Source organism: Actinoplanes derwentensis (assembly GCF_900104725.1).
Classification (GTDB): domain Bacteria; phylum Actinomycetota; class Actinomycetes; order Mycobacteriales; family Micromonosporaceae; genus Actinoplanes; species Actinoplanes derwentensis.
This window is the reverse complement of the sequence record NZ_LT629758.1, coordinates 1,548,948-1,572,232: the sequence shown is the minus strand read 5'-3', so window position 1 is coordinate 1,572,232 and position 23,285 is coordinate 1,548,948. Positions and strand designations below refer to the sequence as shown.

Sequence of the window (23,285 nt, the reverse complement as noted above, 5' to 3'; positions counted from 1 at the left end):
AACGCGTCAGGAGGCGCGGACGGCGATCACTCCGGGCATGCCGGAGACCTCGGCGGCCAAGCCGGCGATCAGGCCGCCGGGGTTGTTGAGGTCGACCTGCCAGAAGTACGGCAGGCCGGAGCCGGTACCGGTACCGGCGGGCAGTGGGCGGCCGTCGCGGTAGGCGTCGCGGTAGGGCTGCGAAGCGGGATCCTCGGCGACGAAACCGTACGAGTAGACGCCGGGATTCCGGCTGATCGCCGCCTCGATGTAGTTGCGTTGCTCGGCGATGGTCTGCGAACGGATGAAGACGAACGCCCAGGAACTGTGCGGATCGTCGGCGGCCGGCACCGCCGGGACGCACGAACCGGCAGTCACCGCGGGCGTCGCGGGAAACAGGGCGCGGGCGCTCCCCGCGAAGACCACCGCCGCCAGGGCGAGAGTCGCCACCCCCGCGGCCAGCAACCGCCTGGGCTGTGGGAACGCCGCCGGCAGCGCGAAAACCAGGACCGTGAGCAGAACCAGGACCCGGGTCCAGGACAGCAACAGGTGCAGGCCGATCAACCCGAGCTCCGCGCCGGACGCCATGCTGTCGTCGAGTGGCCACAGCCAGGCGAATGCGGCGGTGGGCAGCAACATCAGCAGGGCGATGCCGGCGACGACGGCCGCGGGGACGGGCAACTCCGGGCGACTTTCGACCCGGCGTGCCACCCAGCCGGTGAACAGCCAGGTAGCCAGCGCCCCGGCCAGGCCACCGACGATCACGACCGCCCACAGCACGCCGGACGGCCGCCGGGGCACGTCGAAACTGACCGAGCCCTCCGAGTCCCACGGAGCCTGTTTCTCCACGATCGTGTCGTCGAATCGCAAGGTGAGGCCGTCGCGGTCGGCCCGGAACGTCGCGCCGGTCCAGTTCGGCGGGAGGCCTGCTCGACGCAGTTCAGATCCGTGTCACGCCACGGGCGCACGCGAATATAGCCATCGTGGAGTGTGGGGGGATAGGCCAGGCTGGTCACAGCCAGACACTCAAGCACAACGCGACTCGAGCTACGGCTGAAGCCTGACCGACAACCTCGGCCACCGGGGATCTGGCTGCCGTGATCGAGGCTCAAGTGTTCTGCTGGCGGGCGGCAATCACCAGGCCGGCGTTCCAGCCGGGAGCGCGTCCGCGTTCGGGTGGGCGGATGGTGTTCATGTGGTGGCCGCTGCGGGCCAGGAGCCACGCCGTGAGGGAGTTGGAGTTCCACATCTCGCCGGTGCGGCTTTCGTCGCGGCCCCAGGTAAGGGTGGGAACCAGCGGTACCAGCCGCAGGACCTCTCGCGCGCGGCCGGCGTCGACGCTGACAGTGCTCGGGCTGGCCACGGCCTCTGCCACGTCGGGGATGGTGCCGTCGCGCCAGCTCCTGATCTCGTACCGGAACAGCTTTGAACGGCGCAGCCGACGGCAACCGACCGGGCCTTCGCACACGACGCCGCGATTCGCGGCCCCACCGCCCAGCACCGGGGTCATCTCGATGACGAAACGCCGCGTGCCCAGGCGGACTTCCAACGCGGAGTGGTAGAGGTCACGGACCTGCCGGCGTTCGTGACGGGCGACGAGCAGCTCGAAGACGCGCCCGTTGCGGCGCACACAATGACCGCCGGCACCGAGCGGCAGCCAGTACAGCATCACGCCATCGGACACCGGCCCGTTGCCGGCAGGTGCATCGGCGGCATCCGGTGTTCCGGCGCCGGGCGGCGAGAGGCTCATGATCAGCGCTTCAAGTCGAGGTCGGCCAGGTGCCGCCGAAACAGCGGCCGGTAGAGGTAGCCGGTAGCTCTGCCGGCGGGGTGCTGTGCCAGGCGCGGATCGCGAACGTGGCGGCGTCGCCTCCGATGATCTGATTCAGGCTCGTCGGGTGTACTGCGGTACCGCAGTACACCCGACACCAGCGGACCCAGCACCGCCACCGCACCGACCGCGGTACCGAGCAGGATCAGTCCGGCGCCGAGCAGCCGGTTCCCGGTTCGAGGCGCGGCGTGGTGATCCGCCGGCCGGGTGTGATCGGGTGTGATAGGGAAGACCGTCATGTCGGCCTCCTCGAGGTGCGGTGCCGGGCCATCCAGCGTGCCGCTTCGTCGATGCCCCAGACGATGAACGGGAACGGGGCGATGATCGCGAGCTGGGAGAGGCTGAGTGCCGCGGTGCCGAAGATGTCCTGCAGCCACGGTGTGTAGATGACGGCGGCGGTGAAGACCAGTTCGAAGAGGATGCCCCAGAGCAGCAGGGGGTTGCTGAACAGGCCGACGGTGAACAGTGACGCCCGGTCGGTGCGGGCCGCGAAGGCGGTGCCGATCTGGCAGGCGACGATTCCGGCGAACGTGATCGTGGTGGCCTGCAGGTAGGCCTGGTGCAGGGCGGTGCCGGGCCCTGTGGGGTCGCCAGGATGCCAGCCGGCACGCATGAGGGTGTAGAGGTAGCCGCCCATGACCAGCAGCGCCGAGATCCCGCCGAGCAGCAGCCAGGCGCGTAGCAGCAGCCCACGGTCGATGACGCCGGTGCGGCGTGGCCGGGGCGGGCGGTCCATCAGGCCGGGTTCGGCGGGTTCGCGGCCCAGTGCAAGGGCGGGCAGTGTCTCGGTGCCGAGGTCGATCGCCAGGATCTGCAATACCGTCAGCGGCAGTGGGATCGTGCCGCCGGACAGGGCGAAGACCAGGAACGGAACGACTTCGGGTACGGCGTGGGCGAAGATGTAGAGCACGAACTTTCGGACATTGGCGAAGACCCGGCGTCCCGCGTCGACGGCGGTGACGATGGTGGCGAAGTTGTCGTCGGTCAGGACCATCGTCGCGGCTTCGCGGGCGACGTCCGTGCCGGATCGGCCCATCGCCACGCCGATGTCGGCGTGCCGCAGCGCGGGGGCGTCGTTGACGCCGTCGCCGGTCATCGCCACGATGTTCCCGCCGGCGCGCAGGGCCTCGCAGATCCGCAGTTTCGCCTCCGGTGAAGCCCGCGCGAACACGATCTCCTCGTCGCCGGCGACGAGATGGTCGAGGTCGGCGTCGCTGAGCCGGTCGAGTTCCTCACCGGCCACGATGCGTCCACCGGTTCGGCCGATGCCGACCTGGTGGGCGATCGCTGCGGCGGTGGGCCCATAGTCGCCGGTGATGACGTGGATGCGGATGCCGGCCCGGTGGGCGCTGGCGACCGCCTCGGCCACACCCTCACGGGCGGGGTCGGCCATCGCGATCAGTCCGAGCAGTGTCAGGCCGGTCTCGGCGTCGTCGCGGCGAACCGGGGCGGGTTCGCCCGCCGGACAGATCCGGTGCGCGACGGCGAGGACACGCAGCCCGTCTGCCGCGTACCGGTCGATGGTGTGTTGCAGTTCGCGGCGGGTCGGCTCGTCCAACGGGGTGCAGCATGGCAGCACCGTCTCCGGTGCCCCTTTGGTGTGTACAGCGACGACGCCGGCGGTCGCGTCGACGCTGGTCATGCGTTTGAGGTGGGCGTCGAAGTGGAAGATCGTCCGGCGGGCGGCGGCACGTGCCGCAGTTGTCACCGCGACGCCCTGGTGTGCGGCCAGGCGTAACAGGGCCAGTTCGGTGGGGTCACCGCTGCCCGAGGGTGAAGCGTCGGTCGGTTGCTGGGCGCTGGTGCAGGCGGCCGCCGCCGCGGCGAGAACCGCGGCACGCGGGTCGTCGATCTTCCCTCCGGCGCCGAGTTCGATACCGGGCAGCCACATCCGGGTGACGGTCATCCGGTTCTCGGTGAGGGTGCCGGTCTTGTCGGTGCAGATGACAGTGGTCGAGCCGAGGGTCTCCACGGCGGAGAGGCGTTTCACGACGGCGCCCTTGCGGGCGAGTTCCCGGACGCCGACGGCCAGGGCGAGGGTGATGGTCGGCAGCAGGCCTTCGGGAACGTTGGCGACGATCAGGCCGATGGAGAAGCTGATCGCGGCGCTCCAGCCGAGACCTGCCCAGACACCGATGGGCAGGAACGCCACCCCGACGGCGACCGCGACGACCGCGATGATCCACGTCGCCCGGCGTACCTGGGTCTCCAGTGGGCTGGGCTGGGCGGAGCCTCGTTGGGACAGAGCGGCGATGCGGCCGAGTTCGGTGTGCATGCCGGTACGGGTCACGACGGTGGTGGCCTCGCCGCCGGTGCAGGTGGTGCCGCTGAAGACCAGGTCGTGGGCGTCGAACAGCGAGCCGGTCACCTCGGTGGGTTCAGCGCTGCGGGACGCGGGCACCGATTCGCCGGTCAGCGCGGACTCATCGACGGTGATCGCGCCGTCGATGAGTCGGGCGTCGGCGCTGACCCGGTCACCTTCGGCGATGACCAGAACGTCACCGGGTACCAGGTCCCGGGCGGGGATCTCCGCCCGGGCGCCGTCGCGGATCACCCGGGCCGTCGCGGGCAGGAACGCGGCGAGGGCGTCGACGGCGTGTTCGGCCTGCATCTCCTGGACGAACGCGAAGCCCGCGTTGAGCAGGATCACCGCCACCACGGCGACGGCGAGTGCCGGGGTGCCGCCGGCCCAGGCGAGTCCGGCGGCGACGGCCAGCAGGATGGCCAGGGGCTGGGTGAACTGCGACAGCAACTCGCCGGGCCAGCGCCGGCCGGTGCGCCGGGCCAGTTCGTTGGGCCCGTGCACGACGGTCCGGCGGGCGGCTTCGCGGCCGGCCAGCCCCTGTGGTGAGGTGCGCAGGTCGCGGAGCAGCACGGCGACCGGTTCCCGGGCGTTCACCTCGATACCGGTGGTGTTCTCCGGCGCGGTTGCTGATGCGGTCATGGTTGAGCCTCTTCACCTGCCGTCGCCGACAATGCTGACGTGCCCGATGCGTCCGGTCCGGGCGCCGGTCTACTTCGGGATGACGACGGTGGGGCAGGTGGCGTGCTGGACGCAGTGTTGACTGACCGAGCCGAGCAGCATGCCGGCGAAGGCACCGTGGCCGCGGCTGCCCAGAACCATCAGTTCCGCCCCCTTACCGGCCTCGACCAGGACCTGCACCGCGGGCCCCTGCACGACGCGGGTGGTGACGGGTACGGGGCTGTCCTGCTGGTCCTGGGCCTGCGCCACCGTTTCGGCCAGAGTCTTCTCGGTGTACCTGATGATGCCGGCGTCGTCGATGCCAGTAGGCGTCCAGCCGGCGGCGTAGACGTACATGGGAGGCACCTGCCACGCGGCGACAGCCTCGACGGACCCACCGGTCAGCCGGGCATACGCCAGCGCCCAGCGCAGCGCTTCCACCGAGCCGGCAGAGCTGTCCACGCCCACGACGATGCGATGATCCTGTACCGGTTTCTGATCGACCATGTCGAGCTCCTGACGTGAGGATCCCGCTCGAAAGGGCGGGCGAGATGGGCCTGGTTCCGATGGCCTCATGGCCTGGCGGCTTCTGGTAGTGACGGCGCGGCCGGGCTACCGGCGGTGGCCGGCGCGACGTTGACGTGGGCTCGGGCTACGTGAGCCAGGTGTTGCGTCGTACGAGTGGAGTCGCCGCCCATCGGCGGCCGAGTCCCCAGGTGGTTCCGGCGCCGAGCAGCGCGAGCAGGATGAGGACGGCGGCATAGATGAGGTGGTCGTCCATGAACGGGTTGGTCTCCGGCGGGAGGACGGCGGTCCACATCAGGACGGTCAACAGTGCGCCCGAGGCCGCGGCGAGCCGCATGCCGATACCGAGGATCAGCGCCGTGCCGATGCCGAGCAGGGCCGTCATGAACAGCGCGTCGACGACGGTGTTGCCGGCCATCGAGTGGTAGACCCCGGCGAAGGGGCCGCTGGCTGCCTTGCCGAGAAACCCGGCGGTGGGGCTGCCGCCGTCCAGCCAGGCGTTCGCGGCGGGGGTGCCGCGGCCGAGGCCGAACAGTTTGTCGAGGAAAGCCCACAGGAAGATCCAGCCCAGCGCGATCCGGATGCCGGCGAGCAGGTATCGCGTCGCGGTGGCAGTCCGGCCGGTGATCGAGATGGCGGTGTCCGGGACGGTGGCGGTGCTGGTCTGGTGCCTGGCTCCCCGTTCTGGACGTTCAGTAGTGGTCACGGTCGGTGCGGATTCGTGATCGTCGGCGATGTTGACCAACGCGCTCACATTCCTTCTGCGGTGTTCATGGCGCAGGTTCCGCGGCGCGTCGAGCGCGCCCCCGGATCGATCGGATCGCGGCGCCACCTACTCAGGGCGGCAGCCGTGATCCTGTAGGGACTCGAAGCCGTTCGAGACCACGTCGACGGTGGCAGGATCCACGATCGGTGGGAGAGGTCGGCGGGACGGGGGGCTCGAACGGCCACCGGGGTCCCGGGCGACAGTCCGACCGTACGCGCATTACGCCTGGACTGCCCGGCCACCCGGCGCCCGCTACCGGCCGACGTGAACAGGCGTAGGGTCAAGGCGTCGCCCGAGACCCCGGTGGCCTGGTATTTGGCCACTGCGAGGGTCCCGGCGCCTCGTCGCCTCCGCAGTGATCAGGTGCGTTCCTCACGCAGACTGTCCCCACCTCGACGATGAGCACGATCGGCGAACTCGGCACCTTCGTCGCCCGCGAGAACAGCGCGGCAGCAATCACCACACCGCCCGTGCTGCCGGCCAACGGCAAAAGGACGCGTACCTGATCGGATACGCGCCCCGGGCACGCTGCTGGACACCCATGCCGGCATGACAGGAAAGGCGGCGGTCCTGATGACCGCGACCCGCACCGCGCACTCGAACGACACCGGCACCCTCCCCATCGCAGCGGGTGAACCGCTGGACGCTGACGAGTTGCACCGCATCGACGGGTACTGGCGGGCCGCGAACTATCTGTCGGTCGGGCAGATCTATCTGATGGGTAACCCGCTGCTGCGGGAGCCGCTGCAGCCGGCCCAGGTCAAGCCGCGGCTGCTCGGGCACTGGGGCACCACTCCCGGACTGAATCTGCTCTACGCCCATCTGTCGCGGATCGTCGCGGCCCGCGGGCGGGAGGTCGTCTACGTGACCGGGCCAGGTCACGGAGGTCCCGGCCTGGTCGCGAACACCTGGCTGGAAGGCACCTACTCCGAGGTATACCCGCGGATCTCCCAGGACGTCACGGGCATGCAGCGGCTGTTCACCCAGTTCTCGTTCCCCGGCGGCATCCCGTCGCATGTCGCCCCGGAGACACCCGGCTCGATCCACGAGGGCGGTGAGCTCGGCTATTCGCTGTCACACGCCTACGGTGCCGCCTTGGACAATCCCGATCTCGTCGTGGCGTGTGTGATCGGCGACGGTGAGGCCGAGACGGGGCCGCTGGCCGCGTCGTGGCATTCGAACAAGTTCCTCGACCCGGTCGGTGACGGCGCGGTCCTGCCGATCCTGCACCTCAACGGCTACAAGATCGCCAACCCGACGGTCCTGGCCCTCATCGGCGACGAAGAGCTCAAGGCCCTTCTCGAGGGGTACGGCCACAAGCCCTACCTCGTCGACGGTGACGACCCGGACACCGTCCACCAGCTGCTCGCCGCCACTCTCGACACGGTCTTCGACGAGATCACCGAGATCCAGCGGGCCGCCCGCGAGGACGATGTCACCGCCCGGCCACGGTGGCCGATGGTCGTGCTGCGTACCCCGAAGGGCTGGACCGGTCCGAAGGTCGTCGACGGCCTACCGGTGGAGGGGACCTGGCGTGCTCACCAGGTTCCGTTGACCGCGGCCCGGGACGACGCCGCGCACCTCGGGGCCCTGCACGACTGGATGATGTCGTACCGGCCCGGGGAGTTGTTCGACACCGACGGCGCCCCGCAATCCTGGGTCGTCGACTGGCTGCCCCGCGGTGACCTGCGCATGTCGGCGAACCCGCACACCAACGGCGGCCGGTACCCGCGTGACCTGGAACTGCCCGCCTTCCGCGACTACGCGGTCAAAGCCGGCGAGACCGCCGAAGCGACCCGGGTACTGGGCGGCTGGCTGCGCGACGTGATGACCGCGAACGCCGTACACCGCAATTTCCGGCTCGTCGGGCCGGACGAGACCGAGTCGAACCGGCTCGGCGCGGTCCTGGACACCACCGGCAAGGCGTGGCAGGCCCGAGTCGACGACGTGGACCAGCACCTCGATCGGCACGGCCGGGTCATGGAGATCCTGTCCGAGACCACCTGTCAGGGCTGGCTGGAGGGTTACCTGCTGACCGGCCGGCACGGCCTGTTCTCCTGCTACGAGGCGTTCGTCCACATCGTCGACTCGATGGTCAACCAGCACGCCAAATGGTTGAAGACGACCCGCCACCTGGGCTGGCGCAGGCCCGTACCGTCGCTGAACTACCTGCTCACCTCACACGTGTGGCGCCAGGACCACAACGGCACCTCCCACCAGGACCCCGGTTTCATCGACCACGTCGTCAACAAGAAGGCCGAAGTCGTCCGGGTCTACCTGCCGCCGGACGCCAACACCCTGCTCTCGGTGGCCGACCACTGCCTGCGCAGCCGCGACTACATCAACGTCATCGTCGCCGGCAAACAACCCGCGCCGACCTGGCTCGACATGGACGACGCCGCCCTGCACTGCGCCCGCGGCCTCGGCATCTGGGACTGGGCGAGCAACGACGACGGTGACCCCGACGTCGTGCTGGCCGCCGCCGGCGACGTTCCCACCCTGGAGGTCCTGGCCGCGACCGATCTGCTGCGCCGGCATCTGCCCGACCTGAAGGTACGGGTGGTCAACGTCGTCGACCTGATGCGCCTGCAACCGGTCTCCGAACACCCGCACGGCCTGCCGGACCCCGAGTTCGACGCCATCTTCACCACCGACCGGCCGATCGTCATGGCCTACCACGGCTACCCGTGGCTGATCCACCGCCTGACCTACCGCCGCACCAACCACCACAACCTGCACGTCCGCGGCTACAAGGAGGAAGGCACCACCACCACACCGTTCGACATGCTCGTCGTCAACGACATGGACCGCTTCCACCTCGTCATGGACGTCATCGACAGGGTCCCCGGCCTCGCCCGGCGTGCCGCCGTACTACGCCAGCAGATGGTCGACAAACGCGCAGAACACCGCGCCTACGTCCGCCGTACCGGCGAGGACCTGCCCGAGATCCGCGACTGGACCTGGCCCACGACATGACCCGGCACATCCCGTACGCCGCACCGCACATGTCGAGGAGACCACGATGACTTCCCCACGGACCGTCGACGCCGGGGCAGTGACCCGGGCGTTGACGAGCGCCGCCACCACGGCGAGCCACGCCCCATCGATCCACAACACCCAACCGTGGCGATGGCGCGCGCACAGCGATCACCTCGACCTGTTCCTCGACGAAAGCCGCGCCTTGCCGGTCACCGACCCGGACCGCCGCCTGGCGATCCTGAGCTGCGGCGCCGCCCTGCACCACGCCCTGATCAGCCTCGCTGCGGACGGCCAGCACGCCACCCTGAACCGGCTGCCCGACACCGCCAGGCCCGGACACCTCGCGACGATAAGAGTCGACGGCCGGGTTCCGGTCGAACCCGCAGCGATCCGGCACCTGCAAACCATCGCCCTGCGCCACACCGACCGCCGCACGGTGAGCGGGGCGGCGATCGACGCGGACACCCTGCGGTCGATCGTCGCCGCGGCCGGGTCCCGGCAGACGTTGCTGCACGTGCTGCGCCCACGCCAGGTCCTCGACCTCGCCGCCGCCTCGGACCACGCACAGCGCATCGAGTCCGACGACGAGACCTGGCAGGCAGAACTGCGCTTTTGGACCGGCGGTACCCGCCCTCTGGGCAGCGGCATCCCCGCCACGGCCATCCCGGACAAGGCATCGCAGACGACGGTGCCCGGCCGCGACTTCGGCCACCCCGGCGACATGGCCATCGCGGACACCCACGACCGGACAGCAGTCTTCGCGATCCTGTACGGCCCCGGAGACAGCGACCTCGACTGGCTACGCGCCGGCGAGGCCCTGTCCTCGGCGTGGCTCAAGGCCACCGAACTCGGTGTCTCCGTGCTGCCGTCGAGCGCTGCCATCGAGGTCACCGCCACCCGCGAAACCGTCCGGCACCTGCTGTCCGGCCTCGGCCACCCGTACCTCATCCTCCGGTTCGCGGTCCTCGACGCCGACACCGCGGGCCAGGTACGCGCGCCACGCCTGCCGATGGACCAGACCATCGAACACCGGTGACCCAGCGAGGACCGACACGGCCCGCCCACGGTTACAGCGAGCCGGCGGACCCGCCCGCTCGCAGGAACGGATGAACAGCATGAGCCACACCATCGACCCGGAGCGCCACGTCCCGGCGAGCGGCAACACCAGCTTCGACGCACTGCCACGACCAGCAGGACCACCCGGCGGGCTCTCCTCGGCTCAGGCGGCGGACCGACTGGTACGCGACGGCGGTAACGTGCTGCCGGCCCGCCGGCCTCCGCCGTTGTGGCGCCGCGTCGTGTCGCAACTGCGTGACCCGCTCGTGCTGGTCCTGCTGGCCGCTGCCGGGTTCACGCTGGCCACCGCCGATTTCACCGACGCGTCGGTGATCCTGTTCGTGATCGTCGTGAACACCACGGTCGGGGTGATCCAGGAGGTCAAAGCCGAGCGGGCGATCTCCGCACTCTCCGCGCTGACCGCACCCGCCGCCCGGGTAGTGCGTGACGGCGCGCAACGCGAGGTACCCGCCGCGGATCTGGTCGTCGGTGATCTTCTCGTCCTCGCTGAGGGCGACATCGTGCCCGCCGACGCCCACGTCGTCGAGGCCAGCGCCCTGCTGATCGACGAAGCAGCACTGACCGGCGAGTCCGCGCCGGTCGACAAATCCGCCGCCCCGGACGGCCCGCCGGCGGAGGTGTCCGCGGGAACGGTGGTCGTCCGCGGGCGCGGTCAGGCCGTCATCACCGCGACCGGCGCGGCCAGCGCCATGGGCCGCATCGCCGCGATGATGACCGCCGCGCCTGCCATGACGCCGTTGCAGCGCCGCCTGGCCGGGGTCGGCCGGCTTCTGGCCGCCGGCGCCCTGGTGCTGTGCGCCATCGTCCTGGCCCTCGGAGTGTTCCGCGGCCAGCCGCTCCAGCTGATGATCGTCACCGCGATCACCCTGGTCGTCGCGGCCGTCCCCGAATCGCTTCCGGCCGTCGTCACGCTCAGCCTCGCGCTCGGCGCCCGCCGGATGACCGCCCGCAACGCCGTCATCCGGCGCCTGCCCGCGGTGGAGACCCTCGGCTCGGTCACCGTCCTGGCCACCGACAAGACCGGCACGCTCACCGAGGGCCAGATGGTCCTACGACAGCTGTGGACCCCCACCGGAGACGCCCAGGTCGAAGGGTCCGGTTACGCGCCACACGGCGACATCAGACGCGAGGGTACGGTCGTGGCCGGCGGTGACGTCCCCGACCTGTCGCAGCTGCTGCGGGCCGCGGTGTTGTGCAACGACGGCTCCCTGCACGCGCCTGACAGCGACAACCCGGACTGGCTGCCGGTCGGTGACCCCACCGAGGTCGCCCTGCTCACCGCCGCTGCGAAACTCGGCATCGACCGCGCAACCCTGCAAGGCCAGTTCCCCCGCATCGGTGAGGAACCGTTCGACAGCGTCCGCAAACGCATGTCGACCACCCACCGGCTCCCCGACGGCGCGACCCGGATCGTCTGCAAGGGCGCGCCAGAAGCAGTCCTGCAACCGGCGGTCCTCGCCGACCCCACGGAGCTGATCGGCCGCGCGGCGGCTCGGGCGGACGCGCTGGCCGGCGACGGTTACCGGGTCCTCGCGGTGGCCCAGGCCGACCACCCGGCCGCCACCGACCTCGGTGCCCCGGAGCGTGGTCTGACCCTGCTGGGCCTGGTCGCGATCCTCGACCCGCCGCGGGCGTCGGCCGCCGCGACCATCGCCGCGTGTCAGCGCGCGGGCATCACCCCGGTGCTGATCACCGGTGACCATCCGGCCACCGCCGGTGCGATCGCCGTCGAACTCGGCATCATCGGCGCCGGTGACGATGTGGTCGACTGCCGTACCGATGAGCCTGGCGCACGCGCCGGAGAAGGCGCGCGGGTCTTCGCCCGGGCGACCCCGCAGCAGAAGGTCGCCATCATCGACGCCCTGCGTACGGCCGGGCAGGTCGTCGCGATGACCGGTGACGGCGTCAACGACGGCCCCGCCCTGCACCGCGCCGACATCGGCGTCGCCATGGGCAAACGCGGCACCGAAGTCGCCCGTCAGGCCGCCGACCTGGTCCTCGCCGACGACGAACTCGCCACCGTCGTCGCCGCCGCCGAAGAAGGACGCCGCGTCTACGCCAACATCCGCCGCTTCCTGCTCTACGCCCTGTCCGGAGGCGCCGCAGAGATCGCCGTGATGCTCGCCGGACCGTTCGCCGGCTTGGCGCTGCCACTGCTGCCCGCGCAGATCCTCTGGATCAACCTGATCACCCACGGCCTGCCCGGACTCGCCCTCGGCAGCGAACCCGTCGACCCCGACGTCATGGACAAGCCACCGCGACCGCCGTCCGAGACCATCCTCGGCGCCGGACTCTGGCAACGCATCCTTCGCGTCGGCACCGTCATCGCAGCCGTCACCATCGGCGTCGGCATCTGGGCGCACGCCACCGACCGCCCCTGGCAGACCCTGACCTTCCTCGCCCTCGGCGTCACCCAACTCGCCGTCGCGCTCGGCTCCCGAGCCCGGCCCGGCACCCGCGCCAACCCGATGCTGCTCGCCGCCGTCGCCGCCGCACTCGCCCTGCAACTCGCCGGCATCTACCTGCCGCCCTTACAAGCCCTGCTCGGCACCCAGCCGCTGGCGATCACCGACCTGCTCGTCGTCACCGTCCTCGCGAGCCTCGGCTACTTCGCGATCCGCCTCGACCGCCTCCTGCACACCACCAGGCGACCGCCGTCCACACCATGACCTCGCCCCGCACGGCCCCCGGCCGTGTTCCGTGCACAGAGACGTCTGGGCCGATCACCCCACCTGGGCCGCGCCGTCGTGGGTCTGCTGCCGGGGCGGGGGTCAGTCCGTCATGTGCCGGCCCCGGGCGGATCCGCGGGCGTGGTGTCGAGCGACAACCGGTACTTCGCGGCTTTCGCCGCGACGGCGGTGACCGCTTCATGGGGGTCGGCGCCCAGGCTGGCGATCGCTACCAGGCCGGTGAACACCACGTCGGCGAGTTCACCGACCACGTCATCGACCGTGTGGGTGATCCCTTTGCGGGGGTTCTGGCCCAGTACCCCGAGCCATGCCTGCGTGACCTCGCCCGCTTCTTCGGTGATCTTGAGGATCCGGCACGTCAGCTCCAGACGATCGGTGCCGTTCCTTTCGTCGAGCAGCGCCCGCCAGCGGTCTGCCTCACTCCAGATCACGTCGTCTGCCGTCACGATGTACCTCTCCTCGGTCGTGGTCATGGTGTGTTCTCTTGACGAGACGGCACACCCTCCGCAGCGGCGGGCCCGGTCTGGTAGCCGGCCGCCTGCAACGTGAACTACTGGGAGTACACACCGCCGGTGGACATCAACTGCTGATGGGTGTCGGACTCGATGAGACGCCGGTGTTCCAGCACGATGATCCGGGCGGCGTGGGTGACGTCGGCGAGCCGGTGGATGATCAGAACGAAGGCGTGATCCAGGTCACATCAAGGTATGAAACCACGACGTATGAGCGGTCGTCTTTACGGATGTGAATCAGGATCCGGACGAGGCGACACTCGTTCGCCGGACCGCCGCAGGCGATCGGCAGGCGTTCGCCGAGCTGTATCGGCGCACCTCGCCGTGGCTGCTCGCCCGTCTACAGCGCCGCTGCGCCGACGACGACGTGGTCGCCGACGTGCTGCAGGAGACCTATCTGACCGTGTGGCGGGCCGCCGGCGGCTTCGCTCCGGCGGGCGTCGAGAGCAGCGCGGTCAGCTGGCTCTGGACCATCGCCGCGCACCGGTTGATCGACGCGTTCCGGCGTCGTGCCCGGCAGGCCCAACGGCCGCCGATAGCACTGTCCGAGACGGTCGCTCCGGCCGCCGAGGACGAGGCACTCGCCGGGCGGATCAGCCACGAACTGGAACAGGCGCTGCTGGAACTGCCGGCGGAGGCCCGTCAGGTGCTGCGGGCGATGACTCTCGACGGGTTGTCGGTACGGGAGACCTCGCTGCTGCTGGGGATCCCGGAGAACACGGTGAAGACGCGGGCCCGCCGGGCCCGGATCGCGCTCCGGGAGGCGTTGTCATGACCCCGCATCCGAGCCCCGCGACGATCGCGCGGTACGCCGACCGGCACGCGATCCTGGACGAGGTGACGGTCTGGGCGGTGGAGATCCATCTGGAGAACTGCGCCGACTGCCGGGACCTGGTCGCCGACAGCCTGCCCGCACCACGCCACGACCTGCTGGCACAGGTCGCCGCCGGCATCGACGCCGGCATCGACGCCGGTCCCGCCCCGGCCCGGCGGCGAGGCTTCGGGGCGGCACACCGCCGCTGGCTCGTATGGCACCTGTCGCCCTGGATGATCATGACGGTCGCGGCGCTGAGCTGCGCGGTAGCGCTACAGACCCTCGCACCGAGCATGCCGTCGCTGGTGACGCTGCTGGCCCCGGTGGCCCCTCTGCCGGGAGTGGCCGTCGCCTGGAGCCGCCGGCACGATCCCGCATGGGAACTGCTCGCCACCACGCCGGCAGCAGGTCTCGCCATGTTGTTACGCCGTACGGCCGCGGTCTTGGTCGTCATCGTCCCTGCTCTGGCCCTGGCCAGCTCCGGCTCCGGCTCCGGCGCCTCGCTCGCCCTGGCGTTGCTGCCGTGCCTCGCCTTCACCACCGCCACCATCGCACTGGGCACGTTCGTCGGGGTGAATCGCGCCGCGCTGCTGCTCGGCAGTGCCTGGTCGGTGACCGTACTGCTGCCGACGCTGCTCACCGCAGACCTCCCGGTGGTGCTGCGGCCGGCGAGTTCCCCCGTCTGGGCGCTGCTCATCCTGGCCTTGGCCGGTGTCGTCGCGATGCGTTCCCACCACTTCCGCGGGCTCTCCAGCCACAACTGAGATTGCGAGTCGACGATGCGAATCGTGAGTGCGGCCGAAACCGCCCCGGCCACCCATTTCTGGGCTGTGCACGCCGCCGGCCTGCAGGTCCGCGCCGGACGGCGGCACCTGGCCGTCGACGGCCTCGACCTGGCCCTCGGCACCGGCGTACACGGGCTCCTCGGCCCGAACGGCGCCGGCAAGACGACCCTGATGCGTGCCCTGGCCACCGCCGTCGCACCGGCCGGCGGAACTCTGACCCTGCTGGGTGAGCAGATCAGCGCCCGCGCCGACATGCGGAGAGTCCGGCGCGGCCTGGGGTATCTCCCTCAGCAGTTCGGCTTCTACCCGCGTTTCACGGTCCGGGAGTTCGTGGAGTACATGGCCTGGCTGAAGGAGATGCCCAAACAGGTCGTCCCGAGTGCCGTGCAGCGCGCCGTGGACCGGGTAGGGCTCACGGCGAAGGCCGACGCGCGGATGAAGACGCTGTCCGGGGGCATGCTGCGCCGGGCCGGCATCGCCCAGGCCATCGTCAACGACCCGGCCGTGTTGCTGCTCGACGAGCCCACCGTCGGTCTCGACCCGGAGCAGCGCCTCGACTTCCGCGAGCTACTGCGCGACCTCGGTGCCGATAGTTGTGTCCTGGTCTCCACCCACCTCGTCGAGGACGTGGTGGCGGCGTGCACCGATGTGGTGATGATGAACGAGGGCCGGGTGGTGTTCCAGGGCACCCCGCCCGACCTGATCGCTCAGGGCGGCCCGGGCGATCCCGGCGACAGCCCGGCCGAGCGTGGCTACTCGGCGATGCTGCGCCGCACCCGGGCGGAGGCGGGCCGATGAGCCGCGTCCTGTTCATCGAGCTGCGGCGTTCCGCGGCGATCGGCACCGCCGTGATCCTGGCGGTGACCGGCACCCTGCTGATCTACTTCCTCGAGGCGGTCTATTTCGCCGACGGCTGGATGCAGCTCGCCATGACCATGCGCCTGTATCTGGGGCTGCTGTTGCCGCTGGCCCTCGCGGCCGGGGCCTGGCAGGCCCGCCGCGAGCAGCGTTCCGCGGTGGCGGAGCTCTTCGCCACCACCCCGCGACCACGGGCCCAGCGGATCATGCCGGTCATCCTCGCGATGACCATCGCGGTGGTGGCCGGCTACCTCACGATGGGACTCGCCGGAGCACTATGGATCGCCGGCACCGCCCGGTACCTGCCGGGTACGGTCTTCGCGGTGGTCGGCGTCGGCCTGCTGGCACAGGTCACCGCGGTCTGGCTGGGGTCGGCCGTCGGCCGTCTGCTGCCCTCGCCGGTGACCGCCCCGCTGCTGGGCGTCGCGGGCCTGGCGGCGCTGCTGCTCATCCCCGGGGCCACCAGCCCGAACGGCTGGATGGCGCTGCTGCTCTCGCCGATCTTCGACATGAACATGCCCCAGCCGTACGAGACGGTGCCCGGCGTGGCCAGCGCCGCACAGGCTCTCTGGCTGGCCGGACTCGCCGGCACCGCGATGCTGCTGCTGATCTCCGCCGACTGGCGGCTGCGGGTGGCGGCGCTGCTGCCGGTGGCCCTGGGCTTCGCAGTCGGTGTCATGGTCATGCCGCATACGGATCGGGTCGTCACCGCGGTCGACACCAGAGCGCAGGAACTCGTGTGCACCGCTGACGAGCCACGGGTGTGCCTCAGCCGGGTTCATGCCGGCCTGTTGCCCGAGGTGACCGGCCCCGCTCGGGAGGCGCTGACGCTGCTGGCGACGGTCCCGGGCGCACCGAACCGGGTCCACGAGGACACCAGCACCTACTCCCCCGACGTCTTCCCGCCACGGGAGGCCGACGTCGTGCTGCTCGACATCACCGTCGGCCAGGACGCCCACCTCGAGGACCGCGAGGACCTGGCGGCCAACGTACTGATCAAAGCGTTCCGGAACCCCTGGTCCTGCGAGAACACCTCGGCAGGTGAAGACGCGATGGCCGCCGCGTTCTGGCTCCTCGACCGCGAACCGGCGTTGCACGGCGAAGACGACCAAGGGTTCGCCGAGGACGCGACCGCCCGCTGGCGGGCCCTGGTGAAGCTGCCCGCCGACGAGGCGGCGGCCCGGGTGGCGGCGCTGCGCACGGCCGCGACGAACTGCGCGGCGGCGGACGGCATTCTGCTCGGCGGCGCACGGCCATGAGGTGGCTGGTGCTTCACCTGCGTTCCCGGTACGCCCCGGAAGCGCTTGCCGCGGTCGCTACCGGCGTAGTCGGCTGCTGGGCCCTGTGGTCGTTCTTCTCCGACGCGCGAACCGTGGGCGTACAGATGGTGGTGATGACCGTGCTGATTCTGGTAGCCGCTCTGACCGCCACTCTGAGCGGACCCGACGACGAGCTCGACAACACCGGCGCGCTGCCGTGGCGTCCGCGCCGGGCTGCGCACCTGCTGACAGCCCTGCTGGTCGTCACGGCACCGCTGCTGGTCACACTAGCGACCGGGGCCCGCTTCGGGCCCGCTGTCCTGGTGATCCGCGACGCCGCGGGGCTACTGGGCCTGACCGCGCTGAGCGCCACGGTGCTGGGCTCCGCCCGCGCCTGGTTCCTGCCGCTGGGGTGGACCCTGGTCGCGGTGCTGTTCCCGCAGCCCGAAACGAACCTCGGCCGGGTCCTGACCTGGCAGTTACAAGCGCCGGACGACGTCGCGGCAGCCGGAACGGCAGTAGCGCTCGCCCTCGGCGGACTCGTGACATATACGCAGTTCGGATCGGCCCGACGGACACCTGCCGAAGCCGCCCAGCACTGATCGACATCCACGACAAGCGGGACGGGTCGCCGGGAGTTGCAAGGTGGGTGCAGTTTCCGGGAGTGGAACCCGGGTCCGGTTTTCGCTGCCAACCTGAACTGGGTGAGGATGCCGAGAACCGGACTGCCGAGGACAGCGCGAGCGCTGATACTGGTGGTCCTGATGGGACAGGTGCTGGCCTTCGCCGACATCCGGGCCCGCAACGCCATCCTCGGACTGTCACTGCTGCTCCTGGATCTGCTCGGCACCGCCTACTGCGTACGAGCCGCCCGGCGCAGTCCCAACCCGCTGCCCTGGCGGCTCGCCGGTGCCAGCCGGGCGCTGTCGCTGGCCGCGACGACGTCCTTCACCATCAACGCGGTAACCGGGCTCGCGGCGTGGAAATGGGCCGCCGTCCTCTGCGGGCTGGCGATGTTCGGCTGTCTGACCGCCACCGCTCTGTCGGTGTCGGCCCTGCGGCTGCGCCAGACCGAGAGGTGGGCTTTCGTCATCGAGGTCGTCATCATCTTGAGCAGCGGCTTCATGCTCATCTGGTACCTCGCGATCGACAAGGCCCTCAGCACCGCGGACGGCTTGGATCTCATCTACGAACTCGGCTATCCGCTGGGTAACCTGGTCGCACTCGCGGCGGTCACCGCGGTGGTGCTGCGCGGCGCGGTCACCCAGTTGACACCGCCGTTGACAACGCTGATCGCGGGCATCCTGCTCTACACGATCGCCGACGTCGCCTTCACCGCCATCCGGTTGCGCGGCGAGACCACCGCGGGATCCCCCCTCGCGAACGCCGCCCTGGTGATCGCCTCGCTGCTGATGGCAGTCGCCGCCATGGCGGTCGGTACCGGTTCGGCCGCCGCCCACGATCCCTCTCCTCGCGCGCAGATGCCCGCCTGGTCGGCTCATCTGCCGTACATCGCGGTCGGGATCGGCAACGCGCTGCTGGTCACGATCACTCTGGGTGGGTACCCCGTACAACATTGGAGTGGGTTGATCCTCGCCGAGACCACCATGACCTTCGCCCTCGCCGTACGGCAGATCGTCTCGCTGCGGGAGAGCCGCCGGCTCAACGTCACCGACCCGCTCACCGGCCTCACCAACCTCACCGGACTGCAGAACGCCGTCAACCGCTCGCTGCAGCGCCGGGCCCAGCCGGCGCTCATGCTGCTCGATCTGGACGGCTTCAAACAGATCAACGATCGGTACGGCCACGACGTGGGCGACCGCATCCTGGTCGAGTTCGCCCGGCTCGTACGCGGCGCGACCCGCAACGAGGACATCGCCGCCCGCGTCGGCGGCGACGAGTTCATCGTCGTGCTGGACCACATGGCCGACGACGACCGGGCGGTGGCGGTGGCCGAACGCATCCTCGCCGTGCTGGCCGACAACCCGGTGACGGTGGCCGGTGACGAGATCACCATCCGGGCCAGCATCGGCCTGGCCACCGCACGCCCGGACGACACCGCCGAAAACCTCAAACGCCGAGCAGACCTGGCCATGTACGAGTCGAAGAGATCCGGTAGCCACGGCTGGCGGCTGCACGACTCGTCGATGACCGACCGGCGGACCCGCGACGCCGCCCTCGCCGACGGGCTGCTCCAGGCGGTCGGCACCGATCAGCTCAGTCTGCTCTACCAGCCGATAGTCGCCCTGGACACCCATCAGCCGGTGGCGGTGGAGGCCCTGCTGCGCTGGCAGCATCCACAGCTCGGGCCGATCTCGCCGGTCGAGTTCATCCCCGTCGCCGAACGCGCCGGGGTGATCCACCAGATCGGCATGACCGTGCTGCGGCAGGCGTGTGCCCAGGTTCAGTCGTGGCGCACCGAGATCCCCGACCTGGGCTGCCTCCGCGCGAGCGTGAACGTCTCCCCCCTGCAGTTGCGCGAGCCGTCCTTCCTGCCGGACGTCCTCAGCATCCTCACCGAGGTGGGCCTGCCGGCGGAGAGCCTGCTCCTGGAGATCACCGAGTCGGCGATCGTCGACGAGGAAATCGCCATCCCCGCGTTGGAAGCGCTGCGGGCACACGGTATCCGGATCGCCGTGGACGACTTCGGCACCGGCTACTCGTCACTGCACCAGCTCACCCGGCTACCGGTGGACGTCCTGAAGATCGACCGCAGTTTCGTCGCGGAACTCGACGGCACCAACCGTGGCGCCGCGGTCGCCGAAGCAGTGATCCGACTCGGTCAGGTCCTGGGCATGTACACCGTCGCCGAGGGTGTCGAGACCGCCGTACAGGCCACCGAACTTCAAATGCTGGGCTGCCAGGTGGCCCAGGGCTATCTGTTCGCGCGCCCCATGCCGGCGGAACAACTCGCGGATTTCGCGCGCGTGGCGGCGACATCCTCGGCGCCATCAGGCACGATCAGCTAGCCGGTCGGGTCTACCCGCTGTTTCACGGTGTCAGGAACGAGCCGGGCGAATTCGAGACCGCCTTTCCCGTACGGGCGGAAAGACGCTCTCGCAGCCAGTGGTAGCTGGCGCGCGGGGTGCGTACGCCGGTCGGGTAGTCGACGTGCACCAGGCCGAACCGTGGGGCGTAACCCCGCGCCCACTCGAAGTTGTCGATCAGGGACCAGTAGAAGTAGCCGCGCAGGTCGACGGCCGCGTCGGTGACCGCGCGGGCTGCCGCGCTCAGGTGCTGGGCGACGAACCGGATGCGTTCCGGGTCGGGCACGGCTGGGTCGTCACCGAAATGGGCGATGCCGTTCTCGGTCACGTAGATCGGCGGCAGTCCGGGATAGCGCCCGGCCAACCCGGTCAGCGTGTCGTAGAGGCCTTGTGCCTCGATCGGCCATCCCAGATCGGTGAGCGGAACGCCGTCACGCGGCGCCGACCGCACCCCGATGTCGAAGGCGCTGCGCCGCGCCGGCTCGGGCTGGTCGAGCGGGGCGTCGGCGGCATGGATGCGGTAGTAGTAGTTGACGCCGAGAAAGTCCAGCGGGGCACCGATCAGTTCCAGGTCGCCGGGCAGACGGAAGGACAGGTCGCTGACTCCGGCGTAGAGGCGCTCGAACCCGTCCGGGTAGGCGCAACCCAGCACCGGGTCGGTGAACTGCCGGTTGAGCATCAGGTCCATCCGGTTCGCGGCCTCGCGGTCGGCCGCGGAGTCGGTGGCCGGGATGGCCGGGGAGATGTTGAGCGTGATGCCGACGCGGGCCTCCGGGCGGGCGGCGCGTAGCACCGCGAGGGCCCGGCCGTGGCCGACGAGCAGGTGGTGGGCGGCGGCGAGCGCGCCGTGGCCCTCGGTGGCGCCGGGCGCATGTCTGCCCTCGGCGTAGCCGACCATCGAGGAGACGTACGGCTCGTTGAGCGTGATCCAGTCCTGAACCCGGTCGCCGAGGCGGCCGGCGACGACCGCCGCGTAGTCGGCGAACCGGTCCGCGGTGTCCCGGACCCGCCAGCCACCGGCGTCTTCCAGCGCTTGCGGCAGGTCCCAGTGGTAGAGCGTGACGAACGGCCGGATGCCCCGCTCGCACAGCGCATCGACGAGCCGGTCGTAGTGGTCGAGTCCGGCCTGGTTGATCGCGCCCTGCCCGGCCGGCACGACTCGGGGCCAGGCGATCGAGAAGCGGTACGCGTCGACGCCCAGCCCGGCGAGCAGTTCCACGTCATCGCGCCACCGGTGGTAGCTGTCGCAGGCGACTGCCCCGGAGGTGCCGTCGACGACCGTGCCCGGCCGCTGGCAGAACACGTCCCAGATCGATTCACCGCGGCCGTCCTCGGCGACCGCCCCCTCGATCTGGTAGGCGGCGGTGGCGGCGCCCCAGACGAATCCGGCTGGCATCTGCGGCAGTTCGAACGACATCGTCATCCCTTGATCGCTCCTTGCATGATGCCGCCGACGATCTGCCGGCCGAGGACCATGAAGATCACCAGGATCGGGAGCGTGGACAGCAGCGTGCCGGTCAGTGTCAGCGTGTAGTCGGTGGTGTAGCCACTGGCCAGCGAGGACAGGGCGACCTGGACGGTGGCGTTGTTCTGCAGCACCACCAGGGGCCAGAAGAAATCGTTCCACGCCTGCATGAAGGTGAACAGCCCGAGCACCGCCGCCGCGGGGCGCGCGGCCGGCAGCACCACGTGCCAGTACAGGCCGAACGTGGTGCATCCGTCGATCCGGCCGGCCTCCAGAAGTTCATCGGGGACCGCGCGGCCCAGGTACTGGGTCATGAAGAACACGCCGAACGCGGTGACCAGGCCGGGGACGATCACGGCGGCCAGCTGGTCGGTCCAGCCGAGCTTGGACATCAGTAGGTAGAGCGGGATGATTCCGAGCTGCTGCGGGACCACCGAGGTGCCGATCGCCAGCACCAGCAGCGCCTGGCGGCCGCGGAAGCGGAGTTTGGCGAAGGCGAAGCCGGCCAGGGTGGAGAAAAATACCACCGAGACAGTCACCGAGGCACTGACGATGAACGAGTTCATCAGCGCGCGAGCGAAGTCGGTGGTGGCGAAGACACGCGCGATGTTGTCGAACAGGTGGCCGCCCGGGATCAGGACCGGGGGCACCTGGGCGACGGCCTCGCTGGTCTGCGAGGACACCACCAGGGACCAGTAGAGCGGGAAGACCGACCCGGCGACGACGGCGAGCAGGGCGGCGTAGGTCCAGACTGAGGCGCGGCGCGGATAGCCGAAACTCCGCCGGCTCGCCGTACGGCTACGGGGCGCCGTCGCCGTACGGGCGGAAGGCTTTTCTGGGGTCAAGACGGTCAAGGCTCTCAGTCCTCGTCGTTGGCGATGCGCCGGGTCAGCAGGAGGTTGGCGACCGCGAAGATCGCGATGACCAGGAACAGCGTCCAGGCGATAGCGGAGGCGTAGCCGAAGCGGAATTCCCGGAAGCCCTGTTCGTACATGAACAGCGCGGCGGTCTGGAACTGCCGGTCGGAACCGCCGGTGGGAGTCGAGGTGCCGGCGAAGAGCAACGGCTCGGCCATGATCTGCAGGCCGCCGATGGTGGAGATGACGGCGGTGAAGATGATCGTCGGCCGCAGCATCGGCACGGTGATCCGGCGGAACTGCTGGCCGGAGGAGGCGCCGTCGAGTTCGGCGGCTTCGTAGAGGTCGTGCGGGATGGCCTGCATGGAGGCCAGGTAGATGAGGGCGTTGTAGCCGGTCCAGCGCCAGGCGACGATGATCGAGATGGCCAGGTGCGAGCTCCAGGTGTTCGCCTGCCAGTCGACCGGGCCCGCGCCGACCAGGCCGAACAGCCAGTTGATCATGCCGAAGTCACGACCGAACATCTGGGTGAAGACGATGGTCACCGCCACGATGGAGGTGATGTTCGGCAGCAGTATGCCCATCCGCAGGCTGGTGCGGGCGCGCAGCCGGTGGTTGAGCAGGTGCGCGATCCAGAGCGCCGCGAGAAGTTGCGGCACCGTGGACAGCACCCAGATGCTCAGCGTGTTACCCAGCGAGTTCCAGAAGTACGGATCGTGCAGCAGCTCGGTGTAGTTGGCGAAGCCGATCCAGGTGTGCTCACCGCCGTCGAGCAGGTTCCAGTCGTTGAACGAGACGTACCCGGTGTAGAGCAGCGGGAACAGCCCGAACGCGCCGAAGAGCAGGAAGAACGGCGTGACGTACAGGTAGGGCGAGCCCTTCGTGTCGAGCCGGGCCAGTGTGGGAAGGGACATCGTCGGTCCTAACCGGAGTGGCCGG

At 70.1% G+C, this 23,285-nt stretch carries 20 protein-coding genes; 10 read left to right on the top strand and 10 right to left on the bottom strand.

Annotated features, from left to right (window positions below):
- Positions 1-6: 6 nt before the first annotated feature.
- The 6 genes from BLU81_RS07040 to BLU81_RS07010 all read right to left on the bottom strand — a co-directional run bounded on the left by BLU81_RS07040 (position 7) and on the right by BLU81_RS07010 (position 6,003).
- Entirely contained in the window at positions 7-849 is an 843-nt protein-coding gene (locus BLU81_RS07040; protein WP_157751357.1) for a permease-like cell division protein FtsX, read from the bottom strand.
- A gap of 238 nt (positions 850-1,087) precedes the next feature.
- On the bottom strand, positions 1,088-1,729 hold the full coding sequence (locus BLU81_RS07030; protein ID WP_231954254.1) for a hypothetical protein: 642 nt from the start codon (positions 1,727-1,729) through the stop codon (positions 1,088-1,090).
- Positions 1,730-1,731: 2 nt separating this feature from the next.
- Positions 1,732-2,049: a hypothetical protein gene (locus BLU81_RS07025; RefSeq protein ID WP_092542700.1), complete on the bottom strand. Its 318-nt coding sequence runs from the start codon at positions 2,047-2,049 to the stop codon at positions 1,732-1,734.
- Entirely contained in the window at positions 2,046-4,754 is a 2,709-nt protein-coding gene (locus tag BLU81_RS07020; protein ID WP_092542698.1) for a cation-translocating P-type ATPase, read from the bottom strand. Before BLU81_RS07020 ends, BLU81_RS07025 begins: the two co-directional genes overlap by 4 nt.
- Before the next feature lie 69 nt (positions 4,755-4,823).
- Positions 4,824-5,279 (bottom strand): universal stress protein, encoded by a 456-nt coding sequence (locus BLU81_RS07015; protein WP_092542696.1) that lies wholly within the window; start codon positions 5,277-5,279, stop codon positions 4,824-4,826.
- A 145-nt stretch (positions 5,280-5,424) separates the two neighbouring features.
- Positions 5,425-6,003 carry a hypothetical protein gene (locus tag BLU81_RS07010; protein WP_092556716.1) on the bottom strand — a complete coding sequence of 193 codons (579 nt, stop codon included), beginning with the start codon at positions 6,001-6,003 and terminating at the stop codon, positions 5,425-5,427.
- Between the two features lie 633 nt (positions 6,004-6,636).
- On the opposite strand from BLU81_RS07010, the gene BLU81_RS07005 reads away from it, so the two are divergent.
- The 3 genes from BLU81_RS07005 to BLU81_RS06995 all read left to right on the top strand — a co-directional run bounded on the left by BLU81_RS07005 (position 6,637) and on the right by BLU81_RS06995 (position 12,788).
- Positions 6,637-9,039, top strand: coding sequence for a phosphoketolase family protein (locus BLU81_RS07005; RefSeq protein ID WP_092556714.1), 2,403 nt, complete (start codon positions 6,637-6,639; stop codon positions 9,037-9,039).
- Between the two features lie 46 nt (positions 9,040-9,085).
- Positions 9,086-10,078: an Acg family FMN-binding oxidoreductase gene (locus tag BLU81_RS07000; RefSeq protein ID WP_092542694.1), complete on the top strand. Its 993-nt coding sequence runs from the start codon at positions 9,086-9,088 to the stop codon at positions 10,076-10,078.
- 79 nt (positions 10,079-10,157) lie between these two features.
- Positions 10,158-12,788: a cation-translocating P-type ATPase gene (locus BLU81_RS06995; RefSeq protein ID WP_092556712.1), complete on the top strand. Its 2,631-nt coding sequence runs from the start codon at positions 10,158-10,160 to the stop codon at positions 12,786-12,788.
- Between the two features lie 110 nt (positions 12,789-12,898).
- Here the strand turns inward: BLU81_RS06995 and BLU81_RS06990 are convergent, their stop codons facing one another.
- Entirely contained in the window at positions 12,899-13,282 is a 384-nt protein-coding gene (locus BLU81_RS06990; RefSeq protein WP_092542692.1) for a MazG-like family protein, read from the bottom strand.
- Between the two features lie 116 nt (positions 13,283-13,398).
- On the opposite strand from BLU81_RS06990, the gene BLU81_RS47655 reads away from it, so the two are divergent.
- The 7 genes from BLU81_RS47655 to BLU81_RS06960 all read left to right on the top strand — a co-directional run bounded on the left by BLU81_RS47655 (position 13,399) and on the right by BLU81_RS06960 (position 20,006).
- Positions 13,399-13,557 carry a hypothetical protein gene (locus BLU81_RS47655; protein ID WP_157751356.1) on the top strand — a complete coding sequence of 53 codons (159 nt, stop codon included), beginning with the start codon at positions 13,399-13,401 and terminating at the stop codon, positions 13,555-13,557.
- Complete coding sequence (locus BLU81_RS06985; protein WP_092542690.1) at positions 13,554-14,096, top strand: RNA polymerase sigma factor; 543 nt, start codon at positions 13,554-13,556, stop codon at positions 14,094-14,096. Before BLU81_RS47655 ends, BLU81_RS06985 begins: the two co-directional genes overlap by 4 nt.
- A complete protein-coding gene (locus BLU81_RS06980; RefSeq protein WP_092542688.1) occupies positions 14,093-14,899 on the top strand; it encodes a hypothetical protein in 807 nt (268 codons plus the stop codon). Before BLU81_RS06985 ends, BLU81_RS06980 begins: the two co-directional genes overlap by 4 nt.
- 15 nt (positions 14,900-14,914) lie before the next feature.
- The gene (locus BLU81_RS06975) at positions 14,915-15,718 is read left to right on the top strand and encodes an ABC transporter ATP-binding protein (protein WP_092542686.1); all 804 of its coding nucleotides are present in this window, start codon (positions 14,915-14,917) and stop codon (positions 15,716-15,718) included.
- A complete protein-coding gene (locus tag BLU81_RS06970; protein ID WP_092542684.1) occupies positions 15,715-17,037 on the top strand; it encodes a hypothetical protein in 1,323 nt (440 codons plus the stop codon). The genes BLU81_RS06975 and BLU81_RS06970 overlap by 4 nt, the downstream gene beginning before the upstream one ends.
- A gap of 8 nt (positions 17,038-17,045) precedes the next feature.
- Positions 17,046-17,639, top strand: coding sequence for a hypothetical protein (locus tag BLU81_RS06965; protein WP_231954250.1), 594 nt, complete (start codon positions 17,046-17,048; stop codon positions 17,637-17,639).
- Between the two features lie 162 nt (positions 17,640-17,801).
- The gene (locus tag BLU81_RS06960) at positions 17,802-20,006 is read left to right on the top strand and encodes a putative bifunctional diguanylate cyclase/phosphodiesterase (protein ID WP_172890504.1); all 2,205 of its coding nucleotides are present in this window, start codon (positions 17,802-17,804) and stop codon (positions 20,004-20,006) included.
- A 22-nt stretch (positions 20,007-20,028) separates the two neighbouring features.
- Here BLU81_RS06960 and BLU81_RS06955 read toward each other — a convergent pair whose 3' ends face one another.
- From BLU81_RS06955 to BLU81_RS06945, 3 genes are all read right to left on the bottom strand, one after another.
- On the bottom strand, positions 20,029-21,447 hold the full coding sequence (locus BLU81_RS06955) for a GH1 family beta-glucosidase (protein WP_092542678.1): 1,419 nt from the start codon (positions 21,445-21,447) through the stop codon (positions 20,029-20,031).
- The gene (locus tag BLU81_RS06950) at positions 21,444-22,223 is read right to left on the bottom strand and encodes a carbohydrate ABC transporter permease (protein ID WP_197686383.1); all 780 of its coding nucleotides are present in this window, start codon (positions 22,221-22,223) and stop codon (positions 21,444-21,446) included. Before BLU81_RS06950 ends, BLU81_RS06955 begins: the two co-directional genes overlap by 4 nt.
- Positions 22,224-22,348: 125 nt before the next feature.
- A complete protein-coding gene (locus BLU81_RS06945; protein ID WP_092542674.1) occupies positions 22,349-23,260 on the bottom strand; it encodes a carbohydrate ABC transporter permease in 912 nt (303 codons plus the stop codon).
- Positions 23,261-23,285 lie beyond the last annotated feature (25 nt).

Coding starts and splice junctions, on each gene's coding strand:
- BLU81_RS07030 (WP_231954254.1), bottom strand. CDS start 1,729: ATGAGCCTCTCGCCGCCCGGCGCCGGAACACCGGATGCCGCCGATGCA.
- BLU81_RS07025 (WP_092542700.1), bottom strand. CDS start 2,049: ATGACGGTCTTCCCTATCACACCCGATCACACCCGGCCGGCGGATCAC.
- BLU81_RS07020 (WP_092542698.1), bottom strand. CDS start 4,754: ATGACCGCATCAGCAACCGCGCCGGAGAACACCACCGGTATCGAGGTG.
- BLU81_RS07015 (WP_092542696.1), bottom strand. CDS start 5,279: ATGGTCGATCAGAAACCGGTACAGGATCATCGCATCGTCGTGGGCGTG.
- BLU81_RS07005 (WP_092556714.1), top strand. CDS start 6,637: ATGACCGCGACCCGCACCGCGCACTCGAACGACACCGGCACCCTCCCC.
- BLU81_RS07000 (WP_092542694.1), top strand. CDS start 9,086: ATGACTTCCCCACGGACCGTCGACGCCGGGGCAGTGACCCGGGCGTTG.
- BLU81_RS06995 (WP_092556712.1), top strand. CDS start 10,158: ATGAGCCACACCATCGACCCGGAGCGCCACGTCCCGGCGAGCGGCAAC.
- BLU81_RS06990 (WP_092542692.1), bottom strand. CDS start 13,282: ATGACCACGACCGAGGAGAGGTACATCGTGACGGCAGACGACGTGATC.
- BLU81_RS47655 (WP_157751356.1), top strand. CDS start 13,399: ATGGGTGTCGGACTCGATGAGACGCCGGTGTTCCAGCACGATGATCCG.
- BLU81_RS06980 (WP_092542688.1), top strand. CDS start 14,093: ATGACCCCGCATCCGAGCCCCGCGACGATCGCGCGGTACGCCGACCGG.
- BLU81_RS06975 (WP_092542686.1), top strand. CDS start 14,915: ATGCGAATCGTGAGTGCGGCCGAAACCGCCCCGGCCACCCATTTCTGG.
- BLU81_RS06970 (WP_092542684.1), top strand. CDS start 15,715: ATGAGCCGCGTCCTGTTCATCGAGCTGCGGCGTTCCGCGGCGATCGGC.
- BLU81_RS06960 (WP_172890504.1), top strand. CDS start 17,802: ATGGGACAGGTGCTGGCCTTCGCCGACATCCGGGCCCGCAACGCCATC.
- BLU81_RS06955 (WP_092542678.1), bottom strand. CDS start 21,447: ATGACGATGTCGTTCGAACTGCCGCAGATGCCAGCCGGATTCGTCTGG.
- BLU81_RS06945 (WP_092542674.1), bottom strand. CDS start 23,260: ATGTCCCTTCCCACACTGGCCCGGCTCGACACGAAGGGCTCGCCCTAC.